The sequence below is a fragment of the Psychrobacter sp. GP33 genome (genome assembly GCF_014119005.1).
Taxonomy (GTDB): Bacteria; Pseudomonadota; Gammaproteobacteria; order Pseudomonadales; family Moraxellaceae; genus Psychrobacter.
This window is the reverse complement of the sequence record NZ_JACGYX010000001.1, coordinates 383,293-407,843: the sequence shown is the minus strand read 5'-3', so window position 1 is coordinate 407,843 and position 24,551 is coordinate 383,293. Positions and strand designations below refer to the sequence as shown.

The window sequence follows — 24,551 nt, the reverse complement described above, 5'->3', positions numbered from 1 at the left end:
TTATCGCTACCGATAGATCTTATTTATTCATCGTTGTTAACTATTCATACTATTTTTTATAACAGATACCAATGCTAAATGTATAAAGTTATAGCCGCTTAGTGAAAAACGCGCGTGCCTTCATTTTCACCCATAATGACGTTTAATAAAGCATTAGGCTTCGTCATATCAAACACTTGCAGTGGTACATTGTGCTCACGGCATAAAGCAATGGCGGTTAAGTCCATTACGCCAAGCTTTTGCTCTAACACTTCATCAAAGGTTAGACCATCATATTTCACAGCATCGCTGTGTAAGCTTGGGTCTTTATCGTACACGCCATCTACTTTGGTCGCTTTTAAAATCAAGCCAGCTTCAATCTCAATACCACGCAAGCAAGCAGCTGTATCTGTGGTAAAGAACGGATTGCCCGTACCGGCAACAAAAATACAGACTTCGCCGTTTTTAAGATAGCGAATGGCATTACGGCTGCTATAACTTTCGGTAACTTCGCCAATTGGCAGTGCTGACATCAAGCGCGTTTTAATATTGCGACGCTCTAAGGCATCACGCATTGCCAAACCGTTCATCACGGTCGCAAGCATTCCCATTTGATCGCCAGTCACACGACCGACCAAGCCTTCTTTTTGCAGCTGCGCGCCGCGATATAAATTTCCGCCACCAACAACAATCCCGACTTGTACCCCAAGACCACGCAAATGGGCGATAGACAAGCTCATTTTATCGAGTACGTCACTATCAATACCCATATCTTTACTACCGGCTAAGGCTTCGCCAGAGAGTTTTAGCAATATACGAGCGTAGCGGGGATTTTTATCAGACATGAAGACACCTTGTTATTATAAAACTGCCATTAAATTAGCATTAAAATGCGTGTGAATATCCAGATAGACATAGCCTATCGACCAGCGTTGGCTAAATTGCGCTAATTGTAGCAAAAACTGCCCCCTATTGGGCAATTTTCAACACAAATTACCCTTAGCGCAAATTATTCTTAGCATAGATTATCAATTGAGCTATTAGCCTTGATAACTGGCGAATAGGTCATACTCGCTGGCATCATCAATGGTAACGGTTAAGAATTGCCCAACTTGTACCACTGAAGTAATGTCATCGACATAAACGTGACCATCAATTTCAGGGGCATCAGCGTAACTACGACAAATCGCCACATTTTCTTCAACATCGATTTCATCGACCAATACCATTAAGGTTTTGCCGATTTTTTCTTGCAGTTTTTGCGCAGAGATATCTTGTTGTAACGTCATCAAACGCTCGTAACGTTCTTGTTTAATATCTTCGGGTACGTGGTTGGGCAAGTCATTCGCCACCGCGCCTTCTACTTCTGAATAAGTAAACGCGCCAACACGATCAAGGCGAGCCTCGACTAACCAATCTAGCAAACACTGAAAATCTTCTTCCGTTTCACCCGGAAAACCAACCACAAAGGTAGAGCGAATAACGATGTCTGGGCAAATAGCGCGCCATGCATGGATACGCGCCAAGGTATTTTCGCTATGCGCTGGACGCTTCATTGCTTTTAAGATGCTGTGACTCGCATGTTGAAACGGGATATCAAGATAAGGCAGCAGCTTTTTCTCACCCATCAATTCAACGACTTTATCGACGTGCGGATACGGATACACGTAATGCAAACGCACCCAAATACCTAGGTCATTCAATGCTTGGCATAAATCATAAAACTTAGATTTCAGCGGCATGCCGTTCCAAAAACTGGTCTTATATTTTAAGTCCAATCCATACGCAGAGGTGTCTTGCGAGATGATTAACAGCTCTTTTACGCCCGCTTTTTTTAGCGCCATGGCTTCATTCATTACGCTATCAATCGGACGCGATACCAAGTCGCCACGTAAGCTTGGAATAATGCAGAACGTACAACGATGATTACAGCCTTCTGAAATCTTTAAATAAGCATAATGACTGGGCGTTAATTTAATACCCGCCTCATTAATCAAATCTATTTTAGGATTATATTCTGTATCAGTGCTGCGCTCAGGTTTTGGCACGTGCAGCGCCACGGCTCTAATTACTTCATCATACGCATGCGCGCCAGTCACTGCCAACACGGCTGGATGCATGGCACGGATTTTATCCGCCTCTTTACCCAAACAACCGGTGACAATGACTTTACCGTTTTTACTAATAGCTTCACCAATGGCATCAAGCGACTCTTGTACGGCAGATTCAATAAAGCCGCAGGTATTGACCACTACCAAATCTGCGCCTTCATAATCGCTGGCAACCTGATAACCATCGCGACTGAGCTCAGTGATAATGCGCTCACTATCGACCAACGCTTTTGGGCAACCCAGTGACACAAACCCAATCTTTGGCGCGCTTATTGCGGGACTGGCGGCACTTGCCTTCCCTATTGCATCGCCACTTTGGGCAATACTGCGGTTTTCATTGTGATTGGCTTTATGATGATAAGGCTCACTGGTATCTGTCACGGCTGACTGTTTTGCGTCCTGTTTTTGCATTGGTGCTTGGGCAGGATTAAACACAGTCGCCGTATCTTTTAGCGCTGCTGACGATGAAAGCGGAATGATAGTGGCGGATTCGGTAGACGTTTTGAGCATAGCTGACCTTGCTAGAGATAAATTGGCTGAGCGCATTGTACGTTTTTTTTGCCATAATCACCAGTTTTGACAGGCTATAGTATTGATTTTTAGTTATATATTATTATCGTACTACCTAAAAGCGACACTTACTATAGTCTAACTATGCTCTATTGCCTCACTTTATTTATAAAACATAATTTTAAAAACAGTTAATTATCAATTAGTTATTATTATAATAATAAGAATCAGTAAAATAATTAAAATTAATTGCAAAAAGGGCTTGCCAAACTCTGCAAACTCTATATAATAGCCAACCACTGAGACGCACTACCGAATCAGTTATTTATCTCAATGGGGTTTGAAGTTGAACACCAAAGATGATAAGGTAACGAAAATGGGGCTGTGGCGGAATTGGTAGACGCACCAGATTTAGGTTCTGGCGCCGCAAGGTGTGAGAGTTCGAGTCTCTCCAGCCCCACCATTTTCGGATAGTACATCTTAGACCGAATATCAAAACCTGCTTTTTAGCAGGTTTTTTTGTGTCTAAAATTTAGTATTTTAAATTTGAATATAGCTACTTTACTTACTTATTACCTTTTTAAAGTCGATTACAACCTCATTCATACTTTTATAGCGCTTCTCAATTCGCTTTGCTAATGCTTTATTAATGATATCTTGATACTGCTGATATGCTTCCAGTAACTTTGGTATGGGCTTTTGACAATGTGCAATTGCCCAATCATGCAACACCTGATTATTTTTCTGTACCTGCACTTTAAATGGTCTACTACCTGTTAATATCTCAACCATCATTATTCCAAAGGCATAAATATCGCTTTGCACCGTTGCGCCCTGCCCTTGCCAGCGTTCAGGCGCAAGATAAGCGGGTGTGCCTGCGGGTTTATCGCTTTTAATATCATCAAAATGCTGCGTCAAAGCAAAATCCGTCAGTAATAATCTTGGGGTCACTCTGCTATTCTCAGCATCATTGGGTGCAAAATCCTCTAGTAATATATTGCTTGGCTTGATATCGTTATGTAGCCAGCCATGTTGATGTAAATCAGCAATAAGATACGCACTTTGCAAAATAAGTTGATATTTTTGCTTATGGGATAGTGTTTTATGTTGGTGTAAATAATTTACTAAGCTACCGTTTTTATAATAAGGCATGACAATAAAAGTAAGCTGGTAAGTGCTATCCAATACTTGCCAGCGTAATGTGCGGCTGTCTAACAATGCTGGTGCAATAGATACAGAACTATCTTGAAAGTGTTTTGTGGTACTCAAAGCTTTTAAGACAGCAACTTCATGATTAAGTAATCTAGCAGATGTGACATTTAAATTAGACATGTTGTTATTTATAGACACGAGCGTCCATTTAATCATCACGTAGCCAAAATGAGAATGTTCAGCACGTGTTATACCCTCATAAATAGTATTTTCAGAAGAATTTTTACCATTAAGGAACTGCTGACTGATGCGTTGATGTGACAATGCATAATAACCCAAACCTATTAGTGCAGCCGTCACGCTTGGTAATAGCTGTGCGGCTTGTGCACGCAATTTTTGGGTTCCTGTTTGAGCTACTGATATATTGCTACTACTTTTTTTCATGATACCGTCAAACCTTTATAACGTCGCTACCGTCTTATTAAACACTACATTTCTTTACTAATTATAGAGCCATTATGTCTGAATCAAATCATGCTTCATTAAATCCTATATCTATCTTACCTAAACCGTTACTTGATTTACTAACTCAGTATTTACAACAAAAGGTGACACCGACTATTGAGATTGATCCCACTCAGCTGGCGTATCGCTGGGTTGGTGGACATACTGGTCATCTAGAACCTTTATCCGTTAATTTATTTTTAAGCTTGGATGATTTACATGGTATTGATACGCAAAAGGCAAAACTGGTACAAAATACTCGCCAATTTCTTAAAGGTTATCCAGCAAACCATGTGTTAATGACGGGAACGCGTGGCGCGGGTAAATCATCTTTGATTCGTGCCTTACTGCAAGCTTATCACGCTGAAGGGCTGCGAGTGATTGAGATTGCCCGTGATGATTTATTGGTGCTGGATAAAATTCGCGCAGCGATTAATGCGCTTCCAGCGGATTCTAATTGTCGCTATGTGGTGTACTGTGATGATTTGGCATTTAATGGACAAGATGAGAGCTATCGCACGTTAAAGAGTGTACTGGATGGGTCGCTCGATTCAGAACAAGACAAGCTACTCGTCTATGCGACCAGTAATCGTCGTCATTTATTGCCACAATTAATGAAAGACAATGTTAATATTTATAATGGGCAAACTGATGAGGTAAACCCGTACGAGACCATTGATGAAACCGTGTCGCTGTCTGACCGCTTTGGTTTGTGGCTGTCATTTTATCCAATGAATCAGCAAACCTATTTGCAAATCGTGCAGCATTATTTAGCCATTCAACAAAAACAAATGCCAGCCAGTAATATTAAAAATGCTGAGCTTGCTGAAGATATCAGAGCCAATGCGCTACGCTGGGCATCAGAGCGTGGCGGACGTTCAGGGCGTGTGGCATATCAATTTAGCCGCTATTGGGTAGGTCAAACACAATTGAAAGCTGCTGATAATCTATTGTAAATTCTAAACGACTATTATTTATCGTCTCGTACAAAACCTAGATACTGTACACAGTTATCCGCTTCACCTTCTTTAGCGCTATTGATGACATATTGAGCAAAATCAGCGGCTAGCCATAGATTGCCTTGATAAGTACTTTGCGCATCTTGGCGGATATGTCCCATATTTGGGGTTGCACTTTGCGGATTATCAAAGCTCTGATAACGGGCGCTAAAGTGGGTCAATATTAGATTTTTAATATTATTGTCTTGAGAAAATCGACCAATCCCCTGCGCACTACTGTGCATGGGGTCAAACTCAGGATTTTTGGCTTGAATACGCGCTAACACGTCAGACGTATATGTCGCTTCGTGTACTAGGACATCTACCCCAATCACCGCTTGAGTAAGCAAGTCAGGATTGTCATTGTCACCAGCGACGACGATTTTGGTACACCGTTGATTATCATGCACATAATCAGCACAACGTACATGCTGACCCTCTTCGGTATCAACGTCTTGACCTTGTTGCAGCTTGCCCCATAGCGCACTGGCTGGAATACCATCTGCTATTAGCTTACTCGTATCTAAAGTACGTTGACTGATGGTTTGCGTGATACTAAAGGCATGCGATGGGACACGGTGCGATAAGGGCGTGATAGCAATATCAAGTTGCTGCTGCTTATCTAAGGCGATAGTAATTTTGCCTTCTTGCTCTATTAACACATCTTCAATCGCCATAAAATCGATATTAAACGGCAAGTAAAGTTCAGTAGTTATCGTCACTGCTTCCAGCAATTGAGCGATTGCTTTTGGAGCAATAATCGTAAGCTTGTGACATCGTCCGGACATTGCGGCACTCGCCAGCAAACCAGGCAAGCCATAACAATGATCGCCATGCACATGAGTAATACAAACAGCGGTCAATTGATGTAAAGATAATGACGTATGCAATAGCTGTTGCTGGGTACCCTCACCGCAGTCAATCAGTAACCATGGACGTGATTTCTGTTGCTGATTGGCACCTGACAAATAAGGGTTTAGACACTCAATCGCCAGCGCTGTGACATTGCGCTGCTTGGTCGGTACGCCTGCCGATGTTCCTAAAAAATTCAGCTGTAACATCGCAAAAATTCCAATTTTTTCATGAATAAACTGCTATGCGATAAGTATTTATTAACCGCACTTTTTTCTGCACTTCGATACTGTAGTGAGATTATGATACTTTACACAATAGCGTCTTTTCAGCTTCTATAATCTGCCCGCCATTGGCAAAGCACTGATTGACCATACGCGATTCATACGACTTCCAGCCGCCATAAAAGCTGGCAACACACAATAAAGCGACCAGCAGCTTCTGTGACCAGGCTTTGATAGACAATTGCTGGGGATAAACTACGGTATCCGATAAAGGTGCTGTTGGTTTAGGGTCTGATTCATTGCGGTTGTTCATGATGCTGCCTTATGGATAACTTAACGGATGATGCAACATGATAACAAAAACCGCCCCAATTATTGAATAAGGGCGGTTTTATTTTAGTGATTTATTTGACGGACAAACAGCAATTTTTAATCGTTTTTTTCATGTCAATTTTATAATACTATTTGCTCTTAAAATCGAACTTGTCCACCTTTGGTAACAGCTAATTTAAAGGCTGCTCGCTCTTGGCAACGTTTTAGCCAATTGAGCAGATTAGCGTATTTGGTAGTGTCCAATCCATTTCCAGCGTTGGCAGCAACAACTGGAATATACATTTGAATATCTGCGCCACTAAATGCCGCCCCTGCAAACCAATGATTGTGTTGCAGCTGCTCTTCCATCATATCAAGCATCGTAGCCAGACTATTACGAATCATACTGTTTTCCACTTGCTTACGAATGCCTTTGCTTATCGGTTTTATCAGCATGGGAGATTTTTCAACGACCTTGGTAAACACCAAACGCATGACCAACAATGGCATGATTGATGCTTCAGCAAAGTGCATCCAAAACGTATAATCTTCCCAAGCGGCGTTATTGTCTTCAGTCGGTTTAAACAAATGCGCATTATCATACTGTTTTAGCAAATATTCGATAATAAATCCTGACTCTACCAGCACGCGTTCATCAACCTCTAAGATAGGCGCGTGCCCTAAAGGGTGAATTTTCTTCAGACTTTTGGGGGCAAGATAGGCTTTATTACGCTGATAACAGGTTAGCTTATAATCCGCATTTAGCTCTTCTAACAACCATAAAATGCGAAATGAGCGTGAATTTTCTAAATGATGCAGGTGTAACATACATTATCCTAATAAAACGTGAGGGTAAAACCAGTCCAAAAATAACGCTAAAGGTGGTCTTTGAAAAGGATCATAGCGCACTTAATCACCCTTTAATACTGCCCCACTTGGTTCTGGTTACGAAAAATAATGCCTATACGGTCAGTTTCACCAAATACAAACGCTTAGCATATATCCTGAATCATTCACTCAGAATCCTCACTGCTTTTGAGCACTATAAAACTTCATTTAATCTGCAACTGATCATTTTTCCGATTAATCCTGTTGATTTTTTGCTGGTAGCGTTTAATTTTACGAAAACGATATGCTGCCAATATGCCTTTAATGCGACGATTGTTAATACGATGCTGTGGCGGGAAACTATCAATTTGCGGCTCGATATAACCGCGCAGCTGATTATCACGTTTGCGCGTTATATAGGCAATGATACTTTCCATGATCATGAACAGTAATGCGAGGGTAATCATGGCATACATAAATAAGGAGCCGCCCTCGTCTAAACTTTGATGGAGCACAGTAATTGAAAAGACGAACAACAGCATAGGCTCAAGGTAGCTTAACGCGCCAAACAATGAGACTGGCAACTTACTACTAGCAACCATCGTTAGTGACATTGCAAGCGCGCTAAACGCTCCTAACAGCGGCAGTAAATACCAAAATTTATGAGACTCTGCTACCATACTATAGCCACTATTAACATAAAGCATAATTAACACGACTGGCGTTAGTAACGTTAAATCAGACAATAAACCAGTAATCGGCGGTACGGCAAGCTTGCGCCTTAATAAATAGTAAGGTGGATAGCCAAAGCACGCAAATAAAGTCACCCAAGATATTGACCCGTATTGAAATATATCATAGCAAATACCTATTGCTGCACATACCGCCGCCACCCACTGTAATCGACTCATACTTTCACGATAAAAAAACCGCCCAATTAATATCATGACCAATGGCAATAAAAAGTATCCTAGCGTGACATCAAGTCCAAAACCATTAACCGGTCCCCACATAAACAGCCAGATTTGCCCACCTAAAATTGGAGTTGGCAACACAAACAACAGCCATTCTTTTAGGGTTTTTAACGTTTTTAGATAGTCAAAAACATGTTGCCATTGCTTGGTAACGCTGACCAATAACACCAAGCTCAATAGCATCATCAAAATGCGCCATGAGGCTACCTGCGTCCCTGATAACGGCTGCATAAACAGCCCGAATAAAAACATTAGTGAAAAAAGCACACTAGAGGATATCGATGCTAGAGCGCCTTGCACGGTTTGGTTAGTAGTCAACATGACAGTAGCCTTTAAAAACATTATTAAAATAACAAGCATTAGTAATTATTTATCATAAAAACAAAAGCCTCAGACGATAACGTCGGAGGCTTTTTTATAACAATAATGGCTCAATAACAATGAAAACTAAATCAACTTATAGTGATATAAGCTTATTTACAGATACCTAGATATTAAATACTTATTCTGCGTCCGAATCATCAAGGCTATCATCAATATCGCCACTAGCGACGTTATCAACCGCATCATTTATATCGCTTTGTACTTGACCGTCCACAGTAAAGGTACCATCTTCTTTTAGCGCATCGATTAATTCATTATCGTCTTCTTCATGCTCAACGCATGCCATAGCGACCAGTTTTTCATCTTTTGATAGACGAATTAGCGTCACACCTTGAGTATTACGACCAGCACTGGCAACATGCTCAACCGGTGTACGTACTAATGTGCCTTTATCCGATATCAAGATAATATCATCTTCAGGGTTAACATCAGTAGCTCTTACTAATGCACCATTACGCGCGCTAGTTTTAATGGCAATCACACCGCCACCGCCACGATGCTGGGTATTAAATTCTTCGATAAAGGTACGTTTTCCAAAGCCATTTTCACAAGCAATGAGGATTTCACGTACATCATCTTCAATCACGACCAATGACTTGATAACATCATCAGCAGCAAGACGCATACCACGAACGCCTTTTGCCGTACGCCCCATCGAGCGTGCATCATTTTCATCAAAGCGAATGGCTTTACCACTAGAGGCAAATAACATCACGTCTTGGGTTCCGTCAGTAATGCGCGCGCTGACCAGTTTATCACCCTCTTCTAAACCAACCGCAATCAGACCGTTAGAACGAATAGTGGCGAACTGTTCAAGCTCAACTCGCTTCACCGTACCATTAGCAGTCGCAAAGAATACGAAATGTCCAGTAACCTCTTCCGTCGTCTGTGGAATCGGTAGAATGGTCGTGACTGATTCATCACCAACCAGACCGATTAGATTTACTAATGGACGACCACGTGCACCGCGACTGGCAATTGGCACCTCAAAGCCACGTAAGCTAAACACACGGCCGGTATCGGTAAAGCACAGTACCGTTGAATGAGTTGAAGTGACCAATAAATGATCAATCACGTCATCTTCTTTCATCGCAGTAGCAGATTTGCCTTTACCGCCACGTTTTTGCGCCACATAGTCATCGATTGGCTGAGTTTTAGCATAGCCGGTACGCGATACGGTCATGACTACAGTTTGCTCTGGAATCAAATCTTCACGGCTAAAGTCAGTACGTGAATCAACAATATCCGTACGACGTTCATCGCCAAAGTTGTCACGAATCTCAATCATCTCGTTCGAGATAATCGTCATCAGCTTATCAAAATCGCCAAGAATAGATTCTAAATTAGCAATCTCACGTAGCAAATCTTGATATTCTTCAGTTAATTTATCTTGCTCAAGACCAGTTAAACGGTGCAATTGCATATCTAAAATAGCATTGACCTGCTCAAGGGATAAGCGATAACGCTCAGCGCCTTCAATCAGACCAAACGGTGCTTTTGGATCTTCGCCTTCAATAAAGTCTGGACGTACAGATTGGCTACCAGCGGCTTTAAGCATCGCTTGTACGCTACCTGAACCCCATGTGTTATTTAGCAAGCTTTCACGCGCCATACCACGGTTAGCAGACACTTTAATCTCAGCGATTATCTCGTCAATATTTGCCAATGCTACCGTTAAGCCTTCAAGTAAATGACCACGCACGCGTGCTTTATTTAGCTCATAAATGGTACGGCGTGTCACTACTTCTTGACGATGACGGACAAAAGCCGCAATCAGTTGACGTAAAGTCAGTAGCTTTGGCTGACCGTTATCGAGCGCGACCATATTAATACTAAAGCTAGACTCAAGCGGGGTTTGCAAGAATAAGTTATTAACGATAACTTCAGCCGTTTCGCCGCGACGTAGGTCAATAGCGATACGCATGCCGTCTTTATCAGACTCGTCACGAATCTCGCTAATACCTTCAATCTTTTTATCACGAACCAATTCGGCAATACGCTCAATAAGCTTGGCTTTATTGGCTTGATACGGCACTTCAGTAAAGACAATACGCTCACGATCACGGTTGACGCCGGTATCTGCCATAGCCTCGATATGATAACGACCACGGATATGCAGACGACCTTTACCGGTACGATAGGCATCTTGAATACCGGCGCGACCATAGATAATACCGCCTGTGGGGAAATCAGGACCTGAGATATAACCCATCAATTCTTCAGCGGATATTTGCGGATTTGCGGCATAAGCGAGGCAGGCATTGATGACTTCAGTCAGGTTATGCGGTGCCATATTGGTCGCCATACCAACGGCAATACCCGTTGCACCATTTACCAACAGATTAGGAACACGAGCAGGCATGACGCTGGGCATGCGCTCAGAGCCATCGTAGTTGTCTTCCCAATCGACGGTATCTTTATCCAAGTCCGCGAGCATTTGATGGGTCAGCTTGGTCATACGCACTTCGGTATAACGCATCGCCGCCGGTGGATCATCGTCAATCGAGCCAAAGTTACCTTGACCATCGACCATCGGATAACGCAAGCTGAAATCCTGCGCCATGCGCACAATGGCATCATAGACTGCGCTGTCACCATGTGGATGGTACTTACCAATGACATCCCCGACCACACGCGCCGACTTCTTATACGGCTTATTATAGTCATTAGACAACACATGCATCGCATACATCACACGGCGGTGTACAGGCTTGAACCCATCACGCACATCAGGCAGCGCACGTGAGACAATCACGCTCATCGCATAATCCAAATAGGATTGTTTTAACTCTTCGACGATGCCAATAGGACTGACTGATTCGCTCATATACCTTCCTTCACTCGCCTCCATCTCCTACCGTCTCACTTCTTAGCTAGTATTAATATGATTATTAACCATAATTTTCATAGTTATACAAAAATAAAGCTGCTTAAACATGCAGCAATTATCGATATACAAACTATAAAAAAGCACTGCTAAGCGTGCAAAACAAAGGGGAAATGGCGATACTGTTTTTGTTAAAAGTAATGTTGAATAAAAGAAGCTATTTTAGCACAAATTTGCCTATTTAGGGGCATTTGCATGCGATTAAGCATGAGGTCTAAGGAAGTTTTTTTGACTGTAATTTAGGCGGATTTTCAATTATTGTAGACAAAATATTTCTACCCGCTACACTAAGCACTGTTTTAAAATCGGCAACTTACATAAAGGCTTTTATTCTTATGAACATCGTTTTAGCTATCGTTTGGATGTTGGCAATGGTGCTTTATAGCTTCTCTAGCGACTATGCGGTCAGCTTTCCCAATCATAATAACCGCGCCTTACCTTTCATACGCTGGGGCTCGCTACTGGTTGCTATGGCATTGTCCGCTTATTTGGCGCAAGTGTATCAAAAGAACTTGCAGGGAACTGGTATCTGGGTATTTATTGCAGTGGTGTTTGTGATTATTACCTTATCCAAGCTGGTATTTAAATGGGTCATCAAACGGCGACGCTAAAGTCATAGCAAGCAAACAACTTAATTGATATCAAACTAGTAAAGACGATGTAAACGCTTATGCAAATTGATAATAAAGACAACGAAGCCCTAGCACTTACAGAACAAGAAGACAAGCGTACCGACCGTAGCTTTGATGCCATCGCCGATCATTTCGAAAAAAAAGTTTATGGCGGTTTAAAAGGTGAAATACGGCTGGCAGTATTGCGTCGCGATATTTTTGAGTATGTTTATGAGATGAGCCAAACGCTTGGACGTCCTTTACGTATCTTAGATGTGGGCGCAGGACTGGCACAAATCGCTATTGAGCTTGCCGCACAAGGTCATAGCATGGTCATCAATGATATTTCAGCCAATATGCTTGATAAAGCAAAAATCAGTGCTGAACAAGCTCAAGTATTGGACAACATCAGTTGGCATGTATGCCCGTACCAAGCATTAGAGCAACAATTTACTGCTGACAAGGTAGAAAAATTTGATTTAATTCTCTGCCATGCGCTGCTCGAGTGGCTCGCCGAACCTGCGGATGTGATAGACTTTTTTAATCGACATCTGACCAACACTGGAGCGCTATCATTATGCTTTTATAATCCGGCAAGCTTTGATTATCGTAATCTTATTATGGGCAATTTTAATCTACTCGATAAGACAGATTATAAAGCCGACAATAAAAAAAGCCTGACGCCGAATCATCCGGTCGCCAAGCAAGAAGTAGAGTCATGGTTAGAGAAGCATCATTATGAGACCATTGTCAGTAGCGGTCTGCGTGTCTTTCATGATTATGCACCTCTCAAACGTGGTGGTCATAACGATCCAGAAGCGGTGATTCGTATGGAGCTGCGTTACTCACAACAAGAGCCGTATAAATGGTTGGGACGTTATTTACATATTTTGGCAACGCGTTAATATTTATTTATCCATTCTAATCATCAACTATGCACGATCATAATCTGACCAGGTGGTTGCATTGATATTTTTTTCATCAAAGACCACCACATGTTTAAGCATGGGAAAGATACCAATACGCGTGCCAATCGCATGATTATGATGGCTGGATACCAATGCTAATACGGTTTGTCCATCATCTAGTTGCAAGCGATACAGATAGTTCGCCCCGCGAAAGACTTGTCCAATCACCAATGCCGTTTGCGTGCTGTCATCATCATGAATGATATCGTCAGGACGGACTAACACCTTAATCAGCGTGCCATTAGGGTAGTCATAATCGCAGTACTGTGGCTGCCCCAGCTCATCATGGCATTCCATTCGGCGGTAAATATCGCCAAGCGCGGTTTCTACGTGACCTTCTTTAATGACGCCATCAATCATCGCGCCTTCACCAACGAATTCAGCTACAAACGGGCTAACGGGTTGATGATACAACTCAGTGGGGGTCGCCCATTGTTCCAGCTTACCTTCATGCATGACGCCCACTTTATCCGCTAACGCAAAGGCTTCATTTTGATCATGCGTCACCAAAATCGCAGTAGTATTAGTACGTTTAAGAATGTCGCGCACACTCATAGCGAGCGATTCACGCAAAACCACATCAAGGTTAGAGAACGGCTCATCGAGTAGTAATAGTTTAGGCTTTGGTGCTAATGCTCGTGCTAACGCAACGCGCTGTTGTTGACCACCGGATAGTTCGGCTGGACGCTTGTCCGCATGCGCTGTTAATTCAACAAGCTCAAGCATCTCTGCGACCCGTGCTTTTTTATCGGCAGCCGACCATTTATTCAGCCCAAAAGCGATATTTTTAGCCACGCTTAGATGCCCAAACAGCGCATAATCTTGGAATACCATGCCCATACCGCGCTTTGGCGGCGATACCGCATAAGACTGCGATGGCGTCTGCTCTGTTAAACATTTACTATTTAGGCTAATCATACCAGCACGCGTTGGTTCTAATCCAGCAATGGCTCGTAGGGCCGTGGTTTTACCGCAACCACTATAGCCTAAAAAACAGCCAATTTCACCTTGTTGTAAGGTTAATGACAGCCCATTTACCACCGTGGTGTCATCGTAACCAACGACCAAGTCTGCGATACTAAAATAAGAGGTATCCATGATACTAGCGCCTAATTCGGCTGATACTGGCGTTACTTTATTATGCTGAAAATTATGCTGCGCTTTAGTATCAGTTGAAGAATGGTTTGGCTGGTCTGCGGCTTCGTTTACAAGGTTAGTATACATAGACGGTACCAATAAAATGGGCGGTGAATGAAGCAAACAGTAGTTGTAAGGAGTAGTTATGAATAATCTAGCTATTGGGTAATAAAGGGTTTAAAACCATAATATACATAGGTAAAAACTAACCAAATTAACATACATTACTCAGAACTTATTTTAACAGATTTGGCTAACCATTTTTATCACTTTGACGCAGCAATATCCAAACTGGAAGCAGACCGACCAGCACAATAAGTAAGCTTGGCAAGGCTGCCCGCGCCCACATGCCTTCGCTGGTCATCTCAAACACTCGTACTGCCAGCGTATCCCAGCCTTGTCGACGCGTCATTAAAGTAATAGGCATCTCTTTCATGACTTCAACAAATCCCATTAATAAGGCCGTTAATACGCCTGGGCTGAGCACCGGTAGCACAACTTGACGCCATCGCTGAAAAGGGCTATCGCTAAGCAATTTTGCAGCCGCTTCTTGATTAGCAGTCAAACGCTGTAATTGACGGTCAACAGGCTGAAAACTTACGGTCATAAAACGCGTTGATAATGCCAACAGCATCACTACCACACTACCGGACAACACTTGATGTGAGGTTAATCCAAAGGCAATAAACTGATTGTCTAGCCACGCAATCGGGATAAATACGCCAACTGCCAATACCGTACCTGGAACCACATAACCTAAATTGGCTAACGTGGTCATTAATTTGGTCGATTTATCTGGATATTGACGTTTTACCCACGCAATAACAATCGCAAGCACGGCAATAAATAGCGTGGTCATACTCGCCAGCAAAAGACTGTTAATGACAAAATCAATATAACGCGCATCAAAATCTTGACGAAAATTTACTGCTGTCCAATAAATAAGTTGTAAAAATGGCACTAAAAATGCTAGTAAGAATATCACTGTGCATAGTAGCGTCATCCCAAGCTTAGCAGGTTTACTGGTTTCAAAACGGCGATTATTCCCTTGGGTAATGCCATTGCCGCGCTTAGCTTGCCAATATTGTTCAAACAATACGACAATAAATACCACACCTATCAGTAGAGCCGCCAACTGAGCCGCCGTAGTCAAACTAAAAAAGCCAAACCATGCTTTATAAATAGCCGTGGTAAAGGTATCAACGTTAAATACTGACACCGCACCAAAATCCGCCAGCGTTTCCATCGCCGCCAGTAATAAACCACCAATAACCCAAGGCAACGCTTGCGGTAGTGCCAAGCGAAAAAATACCCGACTGCGACTTAAGCCCAACATTTGACCCGCTTCAATTGCCCGTCGACCTTGAGATAAAAAAGCCTGACGCGCAAGCAAATATACATAAGGATAAAATGCTAGCGATAGCACAATGCCAGCACCCCAAACGTTACGAACCGAAGGAATAGCCGTCGTGATACCAAAATCACGTAATCCAGTCTGTAATGGTCCACTAAAATCAACGATTCCCACCGTCACAAATGCCATCACATATGCTGGAATTGCTAATGGCAACATTAATGCCCACGCAAAAAAGCGCTGACCGGGGAAACGATACATACTCGTTACCCATGCCAGCGCTGTACCTATGACTCCAGAAATAACCGTAACCATTAATAATAAAATAGCTGTATTTTTGAGCACTTGCGGCAAGATATACTCGCGCATATGCGTCCAAATATCGGCTACTGGCTGCGTCCATGACAACAGCACGATAACAATTGGTACCAGCATAAACAACGAAATCAGCCCTAAGACTGATTTTGAGAAAATACGTTTGGCAACCGTATGGTCTTGAGGAGCAACACGGTCTTGTTCAACTCGATTGCCTCGACGAACAAACACTTTTGGCATTGTTATCATTGAATTAGTGTCATCATAAAATTCTTACCGTATCAGGCGCAAAAAAAACCGTATTATATTGTATTTGCGTATGAGAGTATATTTATTAGGTCAATTGATAGTTATCAAATAGAGTTAAAGGTTATAACGTACGTTAAAAGTAAGTGCAGAAGCGTCTATCAACCACGTAGGATGGATAGACGCTTATTAACTGGTCAATCGACTAATTACTTATTTATAACCCGCTTTATCCATCATCTGAATAGCTTGAGTTTGTAAAGCACCGAATTTTTGGACGCTGATACTATCTTGTTTGAATGGACCCCAAGATCTAAGCATCTCTGACTCATCAATACCTTCTTTCACTGGATACTCTTTATCAGAGCTGGCATAGATACCTTGCGCTTCATCAGAAGATAACCATTCCATTAATTTAAGTGCGCCATCTGGGTTATCAGAGTTAGCAATAACGCCAGCGCCTGAGATATTCACGTGCGTACCAGTGGTGTCTTGATTCGCCCAGAATATTTTTACTGGAAAACCAGGCTTTTCATCAAGCAGGCGACCATAGTAATAGCTATTGGCAATACCAACTTCACACTGACCAGCAGCAATGGCTTCTAACATGCTGGTGTCATCGCTAAAGGTATCAGTCGCTAAATTTGCCACCCAACCACGAACCACTTGCTCAGTTTTTTCTACGCCCAAGTTTTCCATCATACTGGCAACCAATGACTGGTTATAGACCGCTTTTGATGAACGCAAGCATAGCTTACCCTTCCATTTTGGATCGGCTAAATCGGCATAGGTAGACAACTGCGCGGCGTCGACTTTGCTTGGGTCATAAAAAATAGTACGTGCACGCAATGACAGTCCTGTCCACATGCCTTTCGGGTCACGATATTTAGCCGGTACGTTGGTATCTAACACAGTAGAAGCCACTGGCTGCAACAATCCTTGCTCTGCTGCTTGCCATAAGTTACCGGCATCAACGGTCAAAAGCATATCTGCAGGCGTATTTTTACCTTCTGCTTCTAAACGCGCCATCAGTGGACCGGTTTTGTCCGTTACTAGCTCAATTTTTACGCCCGTCTCTTCCGTATATTTATCCAATAATGGCTTAATCAATTGCTCATTACGCGAAGAATAAATGGTAACGACTTGATCGCTACCTGTCGTTGCTTTGCTATCAGGCGCTGCTTCACCCACCGCAGCCGTGGTGTCGGCTGTTGCGTCTGTTTCGGTGCCTTGCTCAGGCGTTTCAGCTTTATTACAACCGACCAGTCCTAACATTAAGCTAAATACCGCCACAGATAACGTGGCTTTAATAGGGCTAGTAAAAGATAGAGGTGCTGCAACCGCGTTCAACGACATGGTTTTCTCCATAAATAACACAATGAATAAATAAGAGGAAGGTATACAATTAACTGCGAACGGCTAAAAATAACTGAAAAAATGCTGATAAATTAATGTTAAAACACAAGGCATTATACTAATAGAAATGATAGTAATTATCAATACATTTATCTGCTGTGCCAATAACAGGAATAAATACTTACCTTTAGCCTCATTAATGAATAGCGCTTTCCGGTATAAATTAGAAAGACGAAAGCGATACTTGTATATGATTCATCTATCAGACCACTTAAATTATATTAAACGCTATGCAGTAACCATTGTCCCAGAATCACATTGACTGCCGCCTCCGTTCGCAGTACCCGACTGCCAATATTGACCGCCTGACACCCATGCGCCGCTAATAGCGCAATCTCATACTCAATCCAGCCACCTTCCGCACCAATACAGACCACACTTGGCATCTGCGCGGTAGATGTATTCGCCATTCTAACCAGATCCTTATTTTGCGTACAATCAAGCGCTTGTAAATATTCAGTAAGCGAGCGCTCGCTATAAGGGTGAGCAACGATAGCATAATGGGTGATAAGGCTTTCCAGCTCATCTTCCACAAATGGCTTAAAGCGTTTTTGCAACCTAATGCGCGGCGCAATGGTATCAACCCCTTGCTGCAACCCTTCTAAAACAAACTCGTCAAGGCGGGCAAGTAGCGGACTTTGCCAATAGCTTTTTTGAGTGCGGTAGCTGTTAATTAAGATAATATCGCGCACTCCTAGAGCAGTCATATCCATGATTAAACGACGTAATACTTTTGGACGCGGCAATGCCAAAATAACAGTCACATCAAGTTTTTCTGGCGGGGCAATCGTGAGCTTAACTTCACGTAATTGAATCTTCTCGGCTGTCATCTCCTCAATGATTGCTGTACCCAAATTACCACTAAGTTGACCGATTTTTAGCGTATTGCCTACTGTAGCACCCAATATATCCTTGATATGCTTAATTTGACTAGCATCATGAATCTGAGCAAAAGGCGCAGTAATGTCAGCGGCAGGTAATAAAATACAGTTCACAGTACAGGCTCCTTATCCGAAAATTGGGCAATCACGGCTTCTATTAATTGCAACTGACGAGGAAGTACTGATTGCTCTTGTTCTGCCAATTCTGCACCCGACTGCCCTGCTTGCTTGGCAAGGGTCGGCTCACTTAGCCAAAACTGCAGTTGCTCATAAATAAAAGCATTATCGTCAGTAGCTGCAATTTGGACAAAAGGTTTAGCTTCACCTTGCTCAGCAGTTAGTGAATCAACGACTATAGGTCGATAAAAATCATTATAGGGTTGATATAATGCCCCCACACCAGCCAGTTTATCCACGACCGTTTGACACGACTGGGTGTAGCGTCCCATTAAGATGGGCGTTCCCACGCTGGCAGGTTCGACCGGATTATGTCCGCCAATATCGACCAATGAGCCGCCGACCAGCGCCACATCCGCCAGCGCAAACCATGTCATCAGCTCACCCATACTGTCCGCCAAATAGACTTGCGTGTCGCTCGTGACTACCTCATTCATACTGCGACGCGCCATCGTCAATCCTGACTGTTGAATTAAAGTTGCGACCTCATCGAAGCGCTCTGGATGTCTGGGCACTAGAATTAATAAAGGATTCTGACCACTTGTTCCCATGAGTAACTGCTGCTGCCATGACAAAGCTATTTCTTCTTCACCGCTATGAGTGCTCGCAGCCACCCATAACGGACGGTTTAAACGCTCTAGCGCTTTTGAATTTGATGATGTTTTTTTATCCCTTAAAGATGGCTTGATAGCGATATCTTTTTGTAGGGCGCTATTCTCGTTATCATTTTTTGTTAATGGCTTTTCATTACCATGATTTATCTTAGGGGCATTAATAACCCATTTTAGCGAGCCTGCAACTTGTACTTGCAAAGTCTCAGCGCCCAATTGACAAAAACGCTGCGCTGAATCGTCGTCTTGCGCAATAATCAGCGTAAGATTTTGCATCATGCTGCGACTGACTGCGCTAATTTTTTGATAGCGGCTAAAAGACGCTGCCGATAGCCGTCCGTTTACTAAGATACTGGGGATTTTTCGCTGCGCAAGAATATATAAAATATTTGCCCACAGTTCCGTTTCAACAAATAATACCGCAACGGGCTGCACATGCGCTAAGAACGTTTTAATCACGGCTGGACTGTCTACTGGCACATAGCTGTGACTCATTTTTCCGTGAGCAATCGCATCGGCAAAGCGGCTAGCACCACGCGCAAATCCAGTTTGTGTGGTGTTGGTCAGCCAAATTTGATAGCCCTGCTGTAATAATTGATCCAATAATGGGGCGACAGTATTTGTCTCACCCAACGAGACGGCATGGCACCAAATGACGTTATTATCAGCAGCATTATTGCTAATAGGGTGCGACGGATAGGATTTGCCAAAACGCTGTGCCACTTCTTGTTGATAGTTATCACGCTGATGCGAGCGCCGCCAGACTTGGAGACGATACAAGGGTTTTAATAGACCAATAATCAGCCGGTAATACCAAGGCGGCGGACTGATCGCGCGCGCGCGCAATTGTAGAGGCGCAGCATCCTTAGAAGTAGATGAAAAAGGTGGTGAAGAAGAAGGCATGTAAAAAACTCAGATTAATAATTGGTTAGACAGTAATTAAATAATAAATAGATATGAATAGACATAAACAGTTATTACTTACAGCGATGCGTTATAAAAAAATTATACGAAGATAATCAATAATAAAGCGGCTATGGCAATAGCCGCTATCAAAAGCTGATATCGCTTTATACTATCCTGTTCCTTTTGTTGCACGGATATCAATGATTGCGCTTGCTGCCATTGCGCCAGCACCGTTGCTGCCTCAGGGTGCCCATTTTTAGCGGCTTGTTCAAGCCAAAGTTTACCCGCATCCATATCTTGTGATACACCTACGCCTTGATAATACAGTTTGCTAAGCAGGCGCTGGGCTCGGCTGTCATTTGCACTAGCCGCTTGCTTAATCCACTCTACTCCTGCTAATTGACTGCTGTTTTTATCCGTTTTCAGTCCTTCACCCAGTAGCTCATACATTGCCAGCCGTGCCATTGCTGCAGTATTTCCGGCGGTGGCTGCCTCTGCTAATAGTTGCAGGGCGCGTTGGCGAGCGCTTTGATGCGCCTCAGAAAACATCACTTGAGCACGAGATTTATCTTGCTTGGCAATATGCCGTTCAAACTGATCAAGAATCTTGCACGCTTGCTGATATTCACTATTGCCAGCGGTTTGGACAACTTCTATTTCATTAAGCTCAATAAGTAACTGAGTAAATATCTCTGGAGTAACGATAACTGGTTTTATTAAATTCTTAGTGGTTGACGGTTCATCAATTGGCAGTTTTGGGGCGACTGAAATATTTGAGATAACTGGAACGACTGACTCTATGATTTGCTTTTTAGGCATTACAGCTTGCGGTTGAGAAATTTTTGATTGAGAAGAAATGGATCGCAATGGTGTTGCGGTTACTACTGGCTCAAGTTCAGACTTAAATATTAATTGTGGTTTAGAAATAGCATTAGGCTGAGCTTTAGCAGAAAGTGTAGACAAGAAATCAGTCACTGCTTGATATAACCCACCAGCAACTTGCCCGCCAAAAATAGTACGGAACTGGCGATCGATATGCCCAAATAAACGCATACCAATAGATTCTAAAGCAAAAAACACAGGCAATACTGAATTTTCTACGAGTGTATCAGGGGTAACATCCTCAACAAACAATGCCATATGACGATAAAAATCATCGTTTATAGTGTTTAGCTGCAGATAAAGCGTACGTAATTCCAATTGACCGTACCAATGAACAGTTTTTTGACTATATTTTTCCAGTACGCGCCCAGTATAAAACGCCAAAAATATTAGTAATTTACGATATTTATCATCTGCTTGTATTGCCTGCTCATTCCATCTATCCGCTTGAATCAAATCACGGCGTATCTGCGACAATAACGTATCAACCCGTTGTAAGCTCAGCAAAGACTCATCAAGGTTACTATTTTGTAATGCTGACTCATAAGCGATACCGCCTGTAATAGGTCGCTTGGCTAAAAAATCTTGCCAATAGCCTTCAGCCATATAATCAAGCGGAGTTATTAGCGCAGATTTAACTGAGGGAAGCGGCATAAGGCAAGCCTATCCTTATATAAATATCACATAAACAGTAAATGAAAAGTAATTAGCATGAAATATAATGCCCATTACCTTAACCTAAAACCTAGGGCGCTACAATAAAGGACTAAATAATCGCACGACATTATCAAATAAACGCTCGTGGTTGCTACGCTGCTGCCACTCCTCTAAGCCCAAAAACCGGCAGTTTTGTAAATATGTTTCTTGGCAGTCTGCCACTTGCGCTACCATCTCTGGCGTATAAATTGCCAACGTGACTTCCATATTTAGATAAAAACTGCGCATATCAATATTAACCGTGCCAAACAGACAATAGTCATCATCGATAACCACCGTTTTGGCGTGCAACAACCCGCCTTTAAAAAGCGCAATCGTCACGCCTGCCTCTAATAGATCTTGATAGTACGCTTGTGACGCATGCTGTACTAAGAATGAATCAACCTTTTCAGGAATAATTAAGGTAACTTCAACGCCCCTTTTTGCTGCCGTCATCAATGCGCCTGATAACGCTTCATCGGGTACAAAATAAGGCGTCGTAATACGAATACGATGATTGGCACGGTGAATAACAGTAACCAGCGTATGATAAATTACATGAGCCGTAACCTGTGGTGCGGACGGAATCAACTGCGCCACTACACCTTCTACTACCGGCATTTGCGGAATGACAATAGACTTTGCACCCATACTAGGCGGATCAAGATAATTGATAATTTCATCGAGAACCTTTATCCGGCTATTCATCTCATTAATGGTCGGATTACGCACATATAATTTGCGTGTATAGCTATTAACCCGTTTATCCAAAGCGTCTAGATTGTCATTGCTCTCCGCACTGATATCTGTGACGACAACCTTAGCCATTGCTGTTGTGATACTGACCTCATGTTCACTAACGCTGCGGATTGCCACATCAATCCATTGCCCAACCTCTTTATCTTGCTTAAAAAACTTTGGATCGACCAAATTAAAGCTGCCGATATAGCCGACATGCTCATCAATTACCACAATCTTGCGATGATTGCGTAAATCTGAACGCTGAAACAAGGTCTTAAATAATCCTACGGGTAGCGATTGATGGACAAAAACGCCTGCCTTTTCTAATGATTTGTGCGCATCACTATTAAAAAAACTAAAACTTCCCACACTATCTATAAGAATATGACACTCTACGCCGCGCTGAGCCGCTGCCATCAACGCATCAATGACCTCCAATATCTGACCTTTTGGATATAAAATGTAAAACTCCATCAAAATAGTACGTCGTGCGTTATTAATATCCGCAATCAAACGCTGAAAAATAGCATGGGGCGTGGTCAACAGCTGCATTTGATGCTCAGGGAATACCCCAAAACCTGTCCAACGCGTGCCCATTTGGCTCACACCGCGATAATGCATTGGCAGTAAGCTTTGCCCTTTATTAAATACCAAGCGCTCACGCTGCGCCATTTCATTCATCAGCTGCCTTGCCTGTTGGACGCGCTTGCGATAACGGCTACCAATCATCGGCTCGCCAACCAAAATATAGGCAATCAGACCGAATATCGGTAAAGTAAACAGCACTGCTATCCACGCAATTGCTACACCGATATTGCGCTGAACGGAGACAATGCGCAGCGTGAGCACCACCATCAGAATAATATGCAAGATTAAACCCAATCCTGCAAAGTCTGTCCAAGTCCAACTCGCAACTTGTGGGTCGATCACTAAAGTCTCTACAGGCATCTCCATCAGTACATAACTCGACTCAAACCAATTACCCCACTGTGTTTATTTATTAAAGGCGTCAAACGGCAATAATGTTTATACTACGATAAAAATATACCTAGTATAGTGGCTTTTAGTAGGCATACAAGTAGACAGAACGATAGCACTTTTAGACGGCGCAGATGCTGTACTTTTCTGCTATAGCTAATTATTTTCTAGAATAGTAAAAATAATGTTTGACAGTCTGTTATAAATCTATATACTACACACCCACAGCAACGGGCTTTAATGAGTTCCATGCTGTTAGATATATCGTTAAGATATTTCGAATATTCACTAAAGAATGACTCCTTTAGTGAATAAAGCTTTAGAAAATATTATTTAAAGTATTTTCTCTTGCGAAGCTAAAATTGCACTGCAATTTTTAAACGCTTCTCAGGGTGATTAGCTCAGTTGGTAGAGCGTCTGCCTTACACGCAGAATGTCGGCGGTTCGAGCCCGTCATCACCCACCACTCTTTTAGCGAAGTGGGCTCCTTAATAAGAGCAAGACGCTAAAAACGACCTAAGCAGCGGTAGTTCAGTTGGTTAGAATACCGGCCTGTCACGCCGGGGGTCGCGGGTTCGAGTCCCGTCCGCTGCGCCATATTTAAAACTTAGTTTTAATACAAAAGTTTCAACCTCAAACATTAGATTGTTTGAGGTTTTTTTGTGTCTGTAATTCTCTCTAAAGCCTTTTTTATAAAGGCTGTCTATTTTTACTTCTACTATTAGCTCGAAAGCAGATTGCTTATTCCTATACTATTAATGTGACTTGTGACCAAGATTGTTAAAAGACAGGAATGAAGACGATCCTTTTTAACAACGTTTATAAGGTAGCCTTTTTTTCAAGAATTGGTACAGCAATTGGAACCTTATAGAATTTAGTAAAGCCCTTACTCGATGTGCCAGTGGTTAAACTGTCTG

Annotated in this window: 18 protein-coding genes and 3 tRNA genes; 6 read left to right on the top strand and 15 right to left on the bottom strand. The window is 42.5% G+C overall.

Going from position 1 to position 24,551, the window contains the following annotated elements; genetic code table 11:
- Positions 1–98: 98 nt before the first annotated feature.
- On the bottom strand, positions 99–824 hold the full coding sequence (gene pyrH / locus H2245_RS01755; protein ID WP_182405389.1) for a UMP kinase: 726 nt from the start codon (positions 822–824) through the stop codon (positions 99–101).
- Positions 825–1,019: 195 nt separating this feature from the next.
- A complete protein-coding gene (rimO, locus tag H2245_RS01750; protein WP_182405387.1) occupies positions 1,020–2,600 on the bottom strand; it encodes a 30S ribosomal protein S12 methylthiotransferase RimO in 1,581 nt (526 codons plus the stop codon).
- Between the two features lie 378 nt (positions 2,601–2,978).
- On the opposite strand from rimO, the gene H2245_RS01745 reads away from it, so the two are divergent.
- A tRNA-Leu gene (locus tag H2245_RS01745) sits at positions 2,979–3,063 on the top strand.
- Positions 3,064–3,161: 98 nt separating this feature from the next.
- Here the strand turns inward: H2245_RS01745 and H2245_RS01740 are convergent.
- Complete coding sequence (locus H2245_RS01740; RefSeq protein ID WP_182405385.1) at positions 3,162–4,196, bottom strand: serine/threonine-protein kinase; 1,035 nt, start codon at positions 4,194–4,196, stop codon at positions 3,162–3,164.
- Positions 4,197–4,270: 74 nt separating this feature from the next.
- Between H2245_RS01740 and H2245_RS01735 the strand changes: the two genes are divergently transcribed.
- Positions 4,271–5,212: an ATP-binding protein gene (locus H2245_RS01735; protein ID WP_182405382.1), complete on the top strand. Its 942-nt coding sequence runs from the start codon at positions 4,271–4,273 to the stop codon at positions 5,210–5,212.
- A gap of 14 nt (positions 5,213–5,226) precedes the next feature.
- Here H2245_RS01735 and H2245_RS01730 read toward each other — a convergent pair whose 3' ends face one another.
- From H2245_RS01730 to gyrA, 5 genes are all read right to left on the bottom strand, one after another.
- Positions 5,227–6,315 (bottom strand): ribonuclease Z, encoded by a 1,089-nt coding sequence (locus H2245_RS01730; protein ID WP_182405380.1) that lies wholly within the window; start codon positions 6,313–6,315, stop codon positions 5,227–5,229.
- A gap of 91 nt (positions 6,316–6,406) precedes the next feature.
- Complete coding sequence (locus H2245_RS01725; RefSeq protein WP_182405377.1) at positions 6,407–6,643, bottom strand: hypothetical protein; 237 nt, start codon at positions 6,641–6,643, stop codon at positions 6,407–6,409.
- Between the two features lie 158 nt (positions 6,644–6,801).
- Positions 6,802–7,470, bottom strand: a complete 669-nt coding sequence (locus tag H2245_RS01720; protein WP_182405375.1) for a glutathione S-transferase — start codon at positions 7,468–7,470, stop codon at positions 6,802–6,804.
- A gap of 224 nt (positions 7,471–7,694) precedes the next feature.
- On the bottom strand, positions 7,695–8,765 hold the full coding sequence (gene rarD, locus H2245_RS01715) for an EamA family transporter RarD (protein WP_182405373.1): 1,071 nt from the start codon (positions 8,763–8,765) through the stop codon (positions 7,695–7,697).
- Between the two features lie 181 nt (positions 8,766–8,946).
- The gene (gene gyrA / locus H2245_RS01710) at positions 8,947–11,655 is read right to left on the bottom strand and encodes a DNA gyrase subunit A (RefSeq protein ID WP_182405371.1); all 2,709 of its coding nucleotides are present in this window, start codon (positions 11,653–11,655) and stop codon (positions 8,947–8,949) included.
- A gap of 395 nt (positions 11,656–12,050) precedes the next feature.
- Between gyrA and H2245_RS01705 the strand changes: the two genes are divergently transcribed.
- Both H2245_RS01705 and H2245_RS01700 read left to right on the top strand, forming a co-directional pair.
- Entirely contained in the window at positions 12,051–12,326 is a 276-nt protein-coding gene (locus H2245_RS01705) for a hypothetical protein (RefSeq protein WP_182405369.1), read from the top strand.
- A 59-nt stretch (positions 12,327–12,385) separates the two neighbouring features.
- Positions 12,386–13,231 carry a methyltransferase domain-containing protein gene (locus tag H2245_RS01700; RefSeq protein WP_182405367.1) on the top strand — a complete coding sequence of 282 codons (846 nt, stop codon included), beginning with the start codon at positions 12,386–12,388 and terminating at the stop codon, positions 13,229–13,231.
- 27 nt (positions 13,232–13,258) lie between these two features.
- Here H2245_RS01700 and H2245_RS01695 read toward each other — a convergent pair whose 3' ends face one another.
- From H2245_RS01695 to H2245_RS01665, 7 genes are all read right to left on the bottom strand, one after another.
- A complete protein-coding gene (locus H2245_RS01695) occupies positions 13,259–14,392 on the bottom strand; it encodes an ABC transporter ATP-binding protein (protein WP_404944645.1) in 1,134 nt (377 codons plus the stop codon).
- Positions 14,393–14,684: 292 nt separating this feature from the next.
- The gene (locus H2245_RS01690; protein WP_182405363.1) at positions 14,685–16,349 is read right to left on the bottom strand and encodes an iron ABC transporter permease; all 1,665 of its coding nucleotides are present in this window, start codon (positions 16,347–16,349) and stop codon (positions 14,685–14,687) included.
- Between the two features lie 210 nt (positions 16,350–16,559).
- Positions 16,560–17,702, bottom strand: coding sequence for a Fe(3+) ABC transporter substrate-binding protein (locus H2245_RS01685; RefSeq protein ID WP_182405361.1), 1,143 nt, complete (start codon positions 17,700–17,702; stop codon positions 16,560–16,562).
- 281 nt (positions 17,703–17,983) lie between these two features.
- The gene (locus H2245_RS01680) at positions 17,984–18,757 is read right to left on the bottom strand and encodes a 16S rRNA (uracil(1498)-N(3))-methyltransferase (protein WP_182405359.1); all 774 of its coding nucleotides are present in this window, start codon (positions 18,755–18,757) and stop codon (positions 17,984–17,986) included.
- Positions 18,754–20,334, bottom strand: a complete 1,581-nt coding sequence (locus H2245_RS01675; protein WP_182405356.1) for a 3-deoxy-D-manno-octulosonic acid transferase — start codon at positions 20,332–20,334, stop codon at positions 18,754–18,756. Before H2245_RS01675 ends, H2245_RS01680 begins: the two co-directional genes overlap by 4 nt.
- 102 nt (positions 20,335–20,436) lie before the next feature.
- Positions 20,437–21,873 carry a tetratricopeptide repeat protein gene (locus H2245_RS01670; protein ID WP_182405354.1) on the bottom strand — a complete coding sequence of 479 codons (1,437 nt, stop codon included), beginning with the start codon at positions 21,871–21,873 and terminating at the stop codon, positions 20,437–20,439.
- A 99-nt stretch (positions 21,874–21,972) separates the two neighbouring features.
- Entirely contained in the window at positions 21,973–23,604 is a 1,632-nt protein-coding gene (locus H2245_RS01665) for a cardiolipin synthase (protein WP_259365034.1), read from the bottom strand.
- Between the two features lie 420 nt (positions 23,605–24,024).
- Between H2245_RS01665 and H2245_RS01660 the strand changes: the two genes are divergently transcribed.
- Positions 24,025–24,100 (top strand) — tRNA-Val (locus tag H2245_RS01660).
- Between the two features lie 54 nt (positions 24,101–24,154).
- Positions 24,155–24,231: transfer RNA gene (locus H2245_RS01655), tRNA-Asp, on the top strand.
- Positions 24,232–24,551: the final 320 nt, after the last annotated feature.

What these genes read in the sequence shown, in the direction of transcription:
- H2245_RS01675 (WP_182405356.1), bottom strand. Translation starts at nt 20,334, where the DNA reads ATGCCTTCTTCTTCACCACCTTTTTCATCTACTTCTAAGGATGCTGCG.
- H2245_RS01735 (WP_182405382.1), top strand. Translation starts at nt 4,271, where the DNA reads ATGTCTGAATCAAATCATGCTTCATTAAATCCTATATCTATCTTACCT.
- H2245_RS01700 (WP_182405367.1), top strand. Translation starts at nt 12,386, where the DNA reads ATGCAAATTGATAATAAAGACAACGAAGCCCTAGCACTTACAGAACAA.
- H2245_RS01685 (WP_182405361.1), bottom strand. Translation starts at nt 17,702, where the DNA reads ATGTCGTTGAACGCGGTTGCAGCACCTCTATCTTTTACTAGCCCTATT.
- pyrH (WP_182405389.1), bottom strand. Translation starts at nt 824, where the DNA reads ATGTCTGATAAAAATCCCCGCTACGCTCGTATATTGCTAAAACTCTCT.
- H2245_RS01695 (WP_404944645.1), bottom strand. Translation starts at nt 14,392, where the DNA reads ATGGATACCTCTTATTTTAGTATCGCAGACTTGGTCGTTGGTTACGAT.
- H2245_RS01705 (WP_182405369.1), top strand. Translation starts at nt 12,051, where the DNA reads ATGAACATCGTTTTAGCTATCGTTTGGATGTTGGCAATGGTGCTTTAT.
- H2245_RS01720 (WP_182405375.1), bottom strand. Translation starts at nt 7,470, where the DNA reads ATGTTACACCTGCATCATTTAGAAAATTCACGCTCATTTCGCATTTTA.
- H2245_RS01665 (WP_259365034.1), bottom strand. Translation starts at nt 23,604, where the DNA reads ATGCCTGTAGAGACTTTAGTGATCGACCCACAAGTTGCGAGTTGGACT.
- H2245_RS01730 (WP_182405380.1), bottom strand. Translation starts at nt 6,315, where the DNA reads ATGTTACAGCTGAATTTTTTAGGAACATCGGCAGGCGTACCGACCAAG.
- rarD (WP_182405373.1), bottom strand. Translation starts at nt 8,765, where the DNA reads ATGTTGACTACTAACCAAACCGTGCAAGGCGCTCTAGCATCGATATCC.
- H2245_RS01670 (WP_182405354.1), bottom strand. Translation starts at nt 21,873, where the DNA reads ATGCCGCTTCCCTCAGTTAAATCTGCGCTAATAACTCCGCTTGATTAT.
- gyrA (WP_182405371.1), bottom strand. Translation starts at nt 11,655, where the DNA reads ATGAGCGAATCAGTCAGTCCTATTGGCATCGTCGAAGAGTTAAAACAA.
- H2245_RS01690 (WP_182405363.1), bottom strand. Translation starts at nt 16,349, where the DNA reads ATGATAACAATGCCAAAAGTGTTTGTTCGTCGAGGCAATCGAGTTGAA.
- H2245_RS01740 (WP_182405385.1), bottom strand. Translation starts at nt 4,196, where the DNA reads ATGAAAAAAAGTAGTAGCAATATATCAGTAGCTCAAACAGGAACCCAA.
- H2245_RS01725 (WP_182405377.1), bottom strand. Translation starts at nt 6,643, where the DNA reads ATGAACAACCGCAATGAATCAGACCCTAAACCAACAGCACCTTTATCG.
- rimO (WP_182405387.1), bottom strand. Translation starts at nt 2,600, where the DNA reads ATGCTCAAAACGTCTACCGAATCCGCCACTATCATTCCGCTTTCATCG.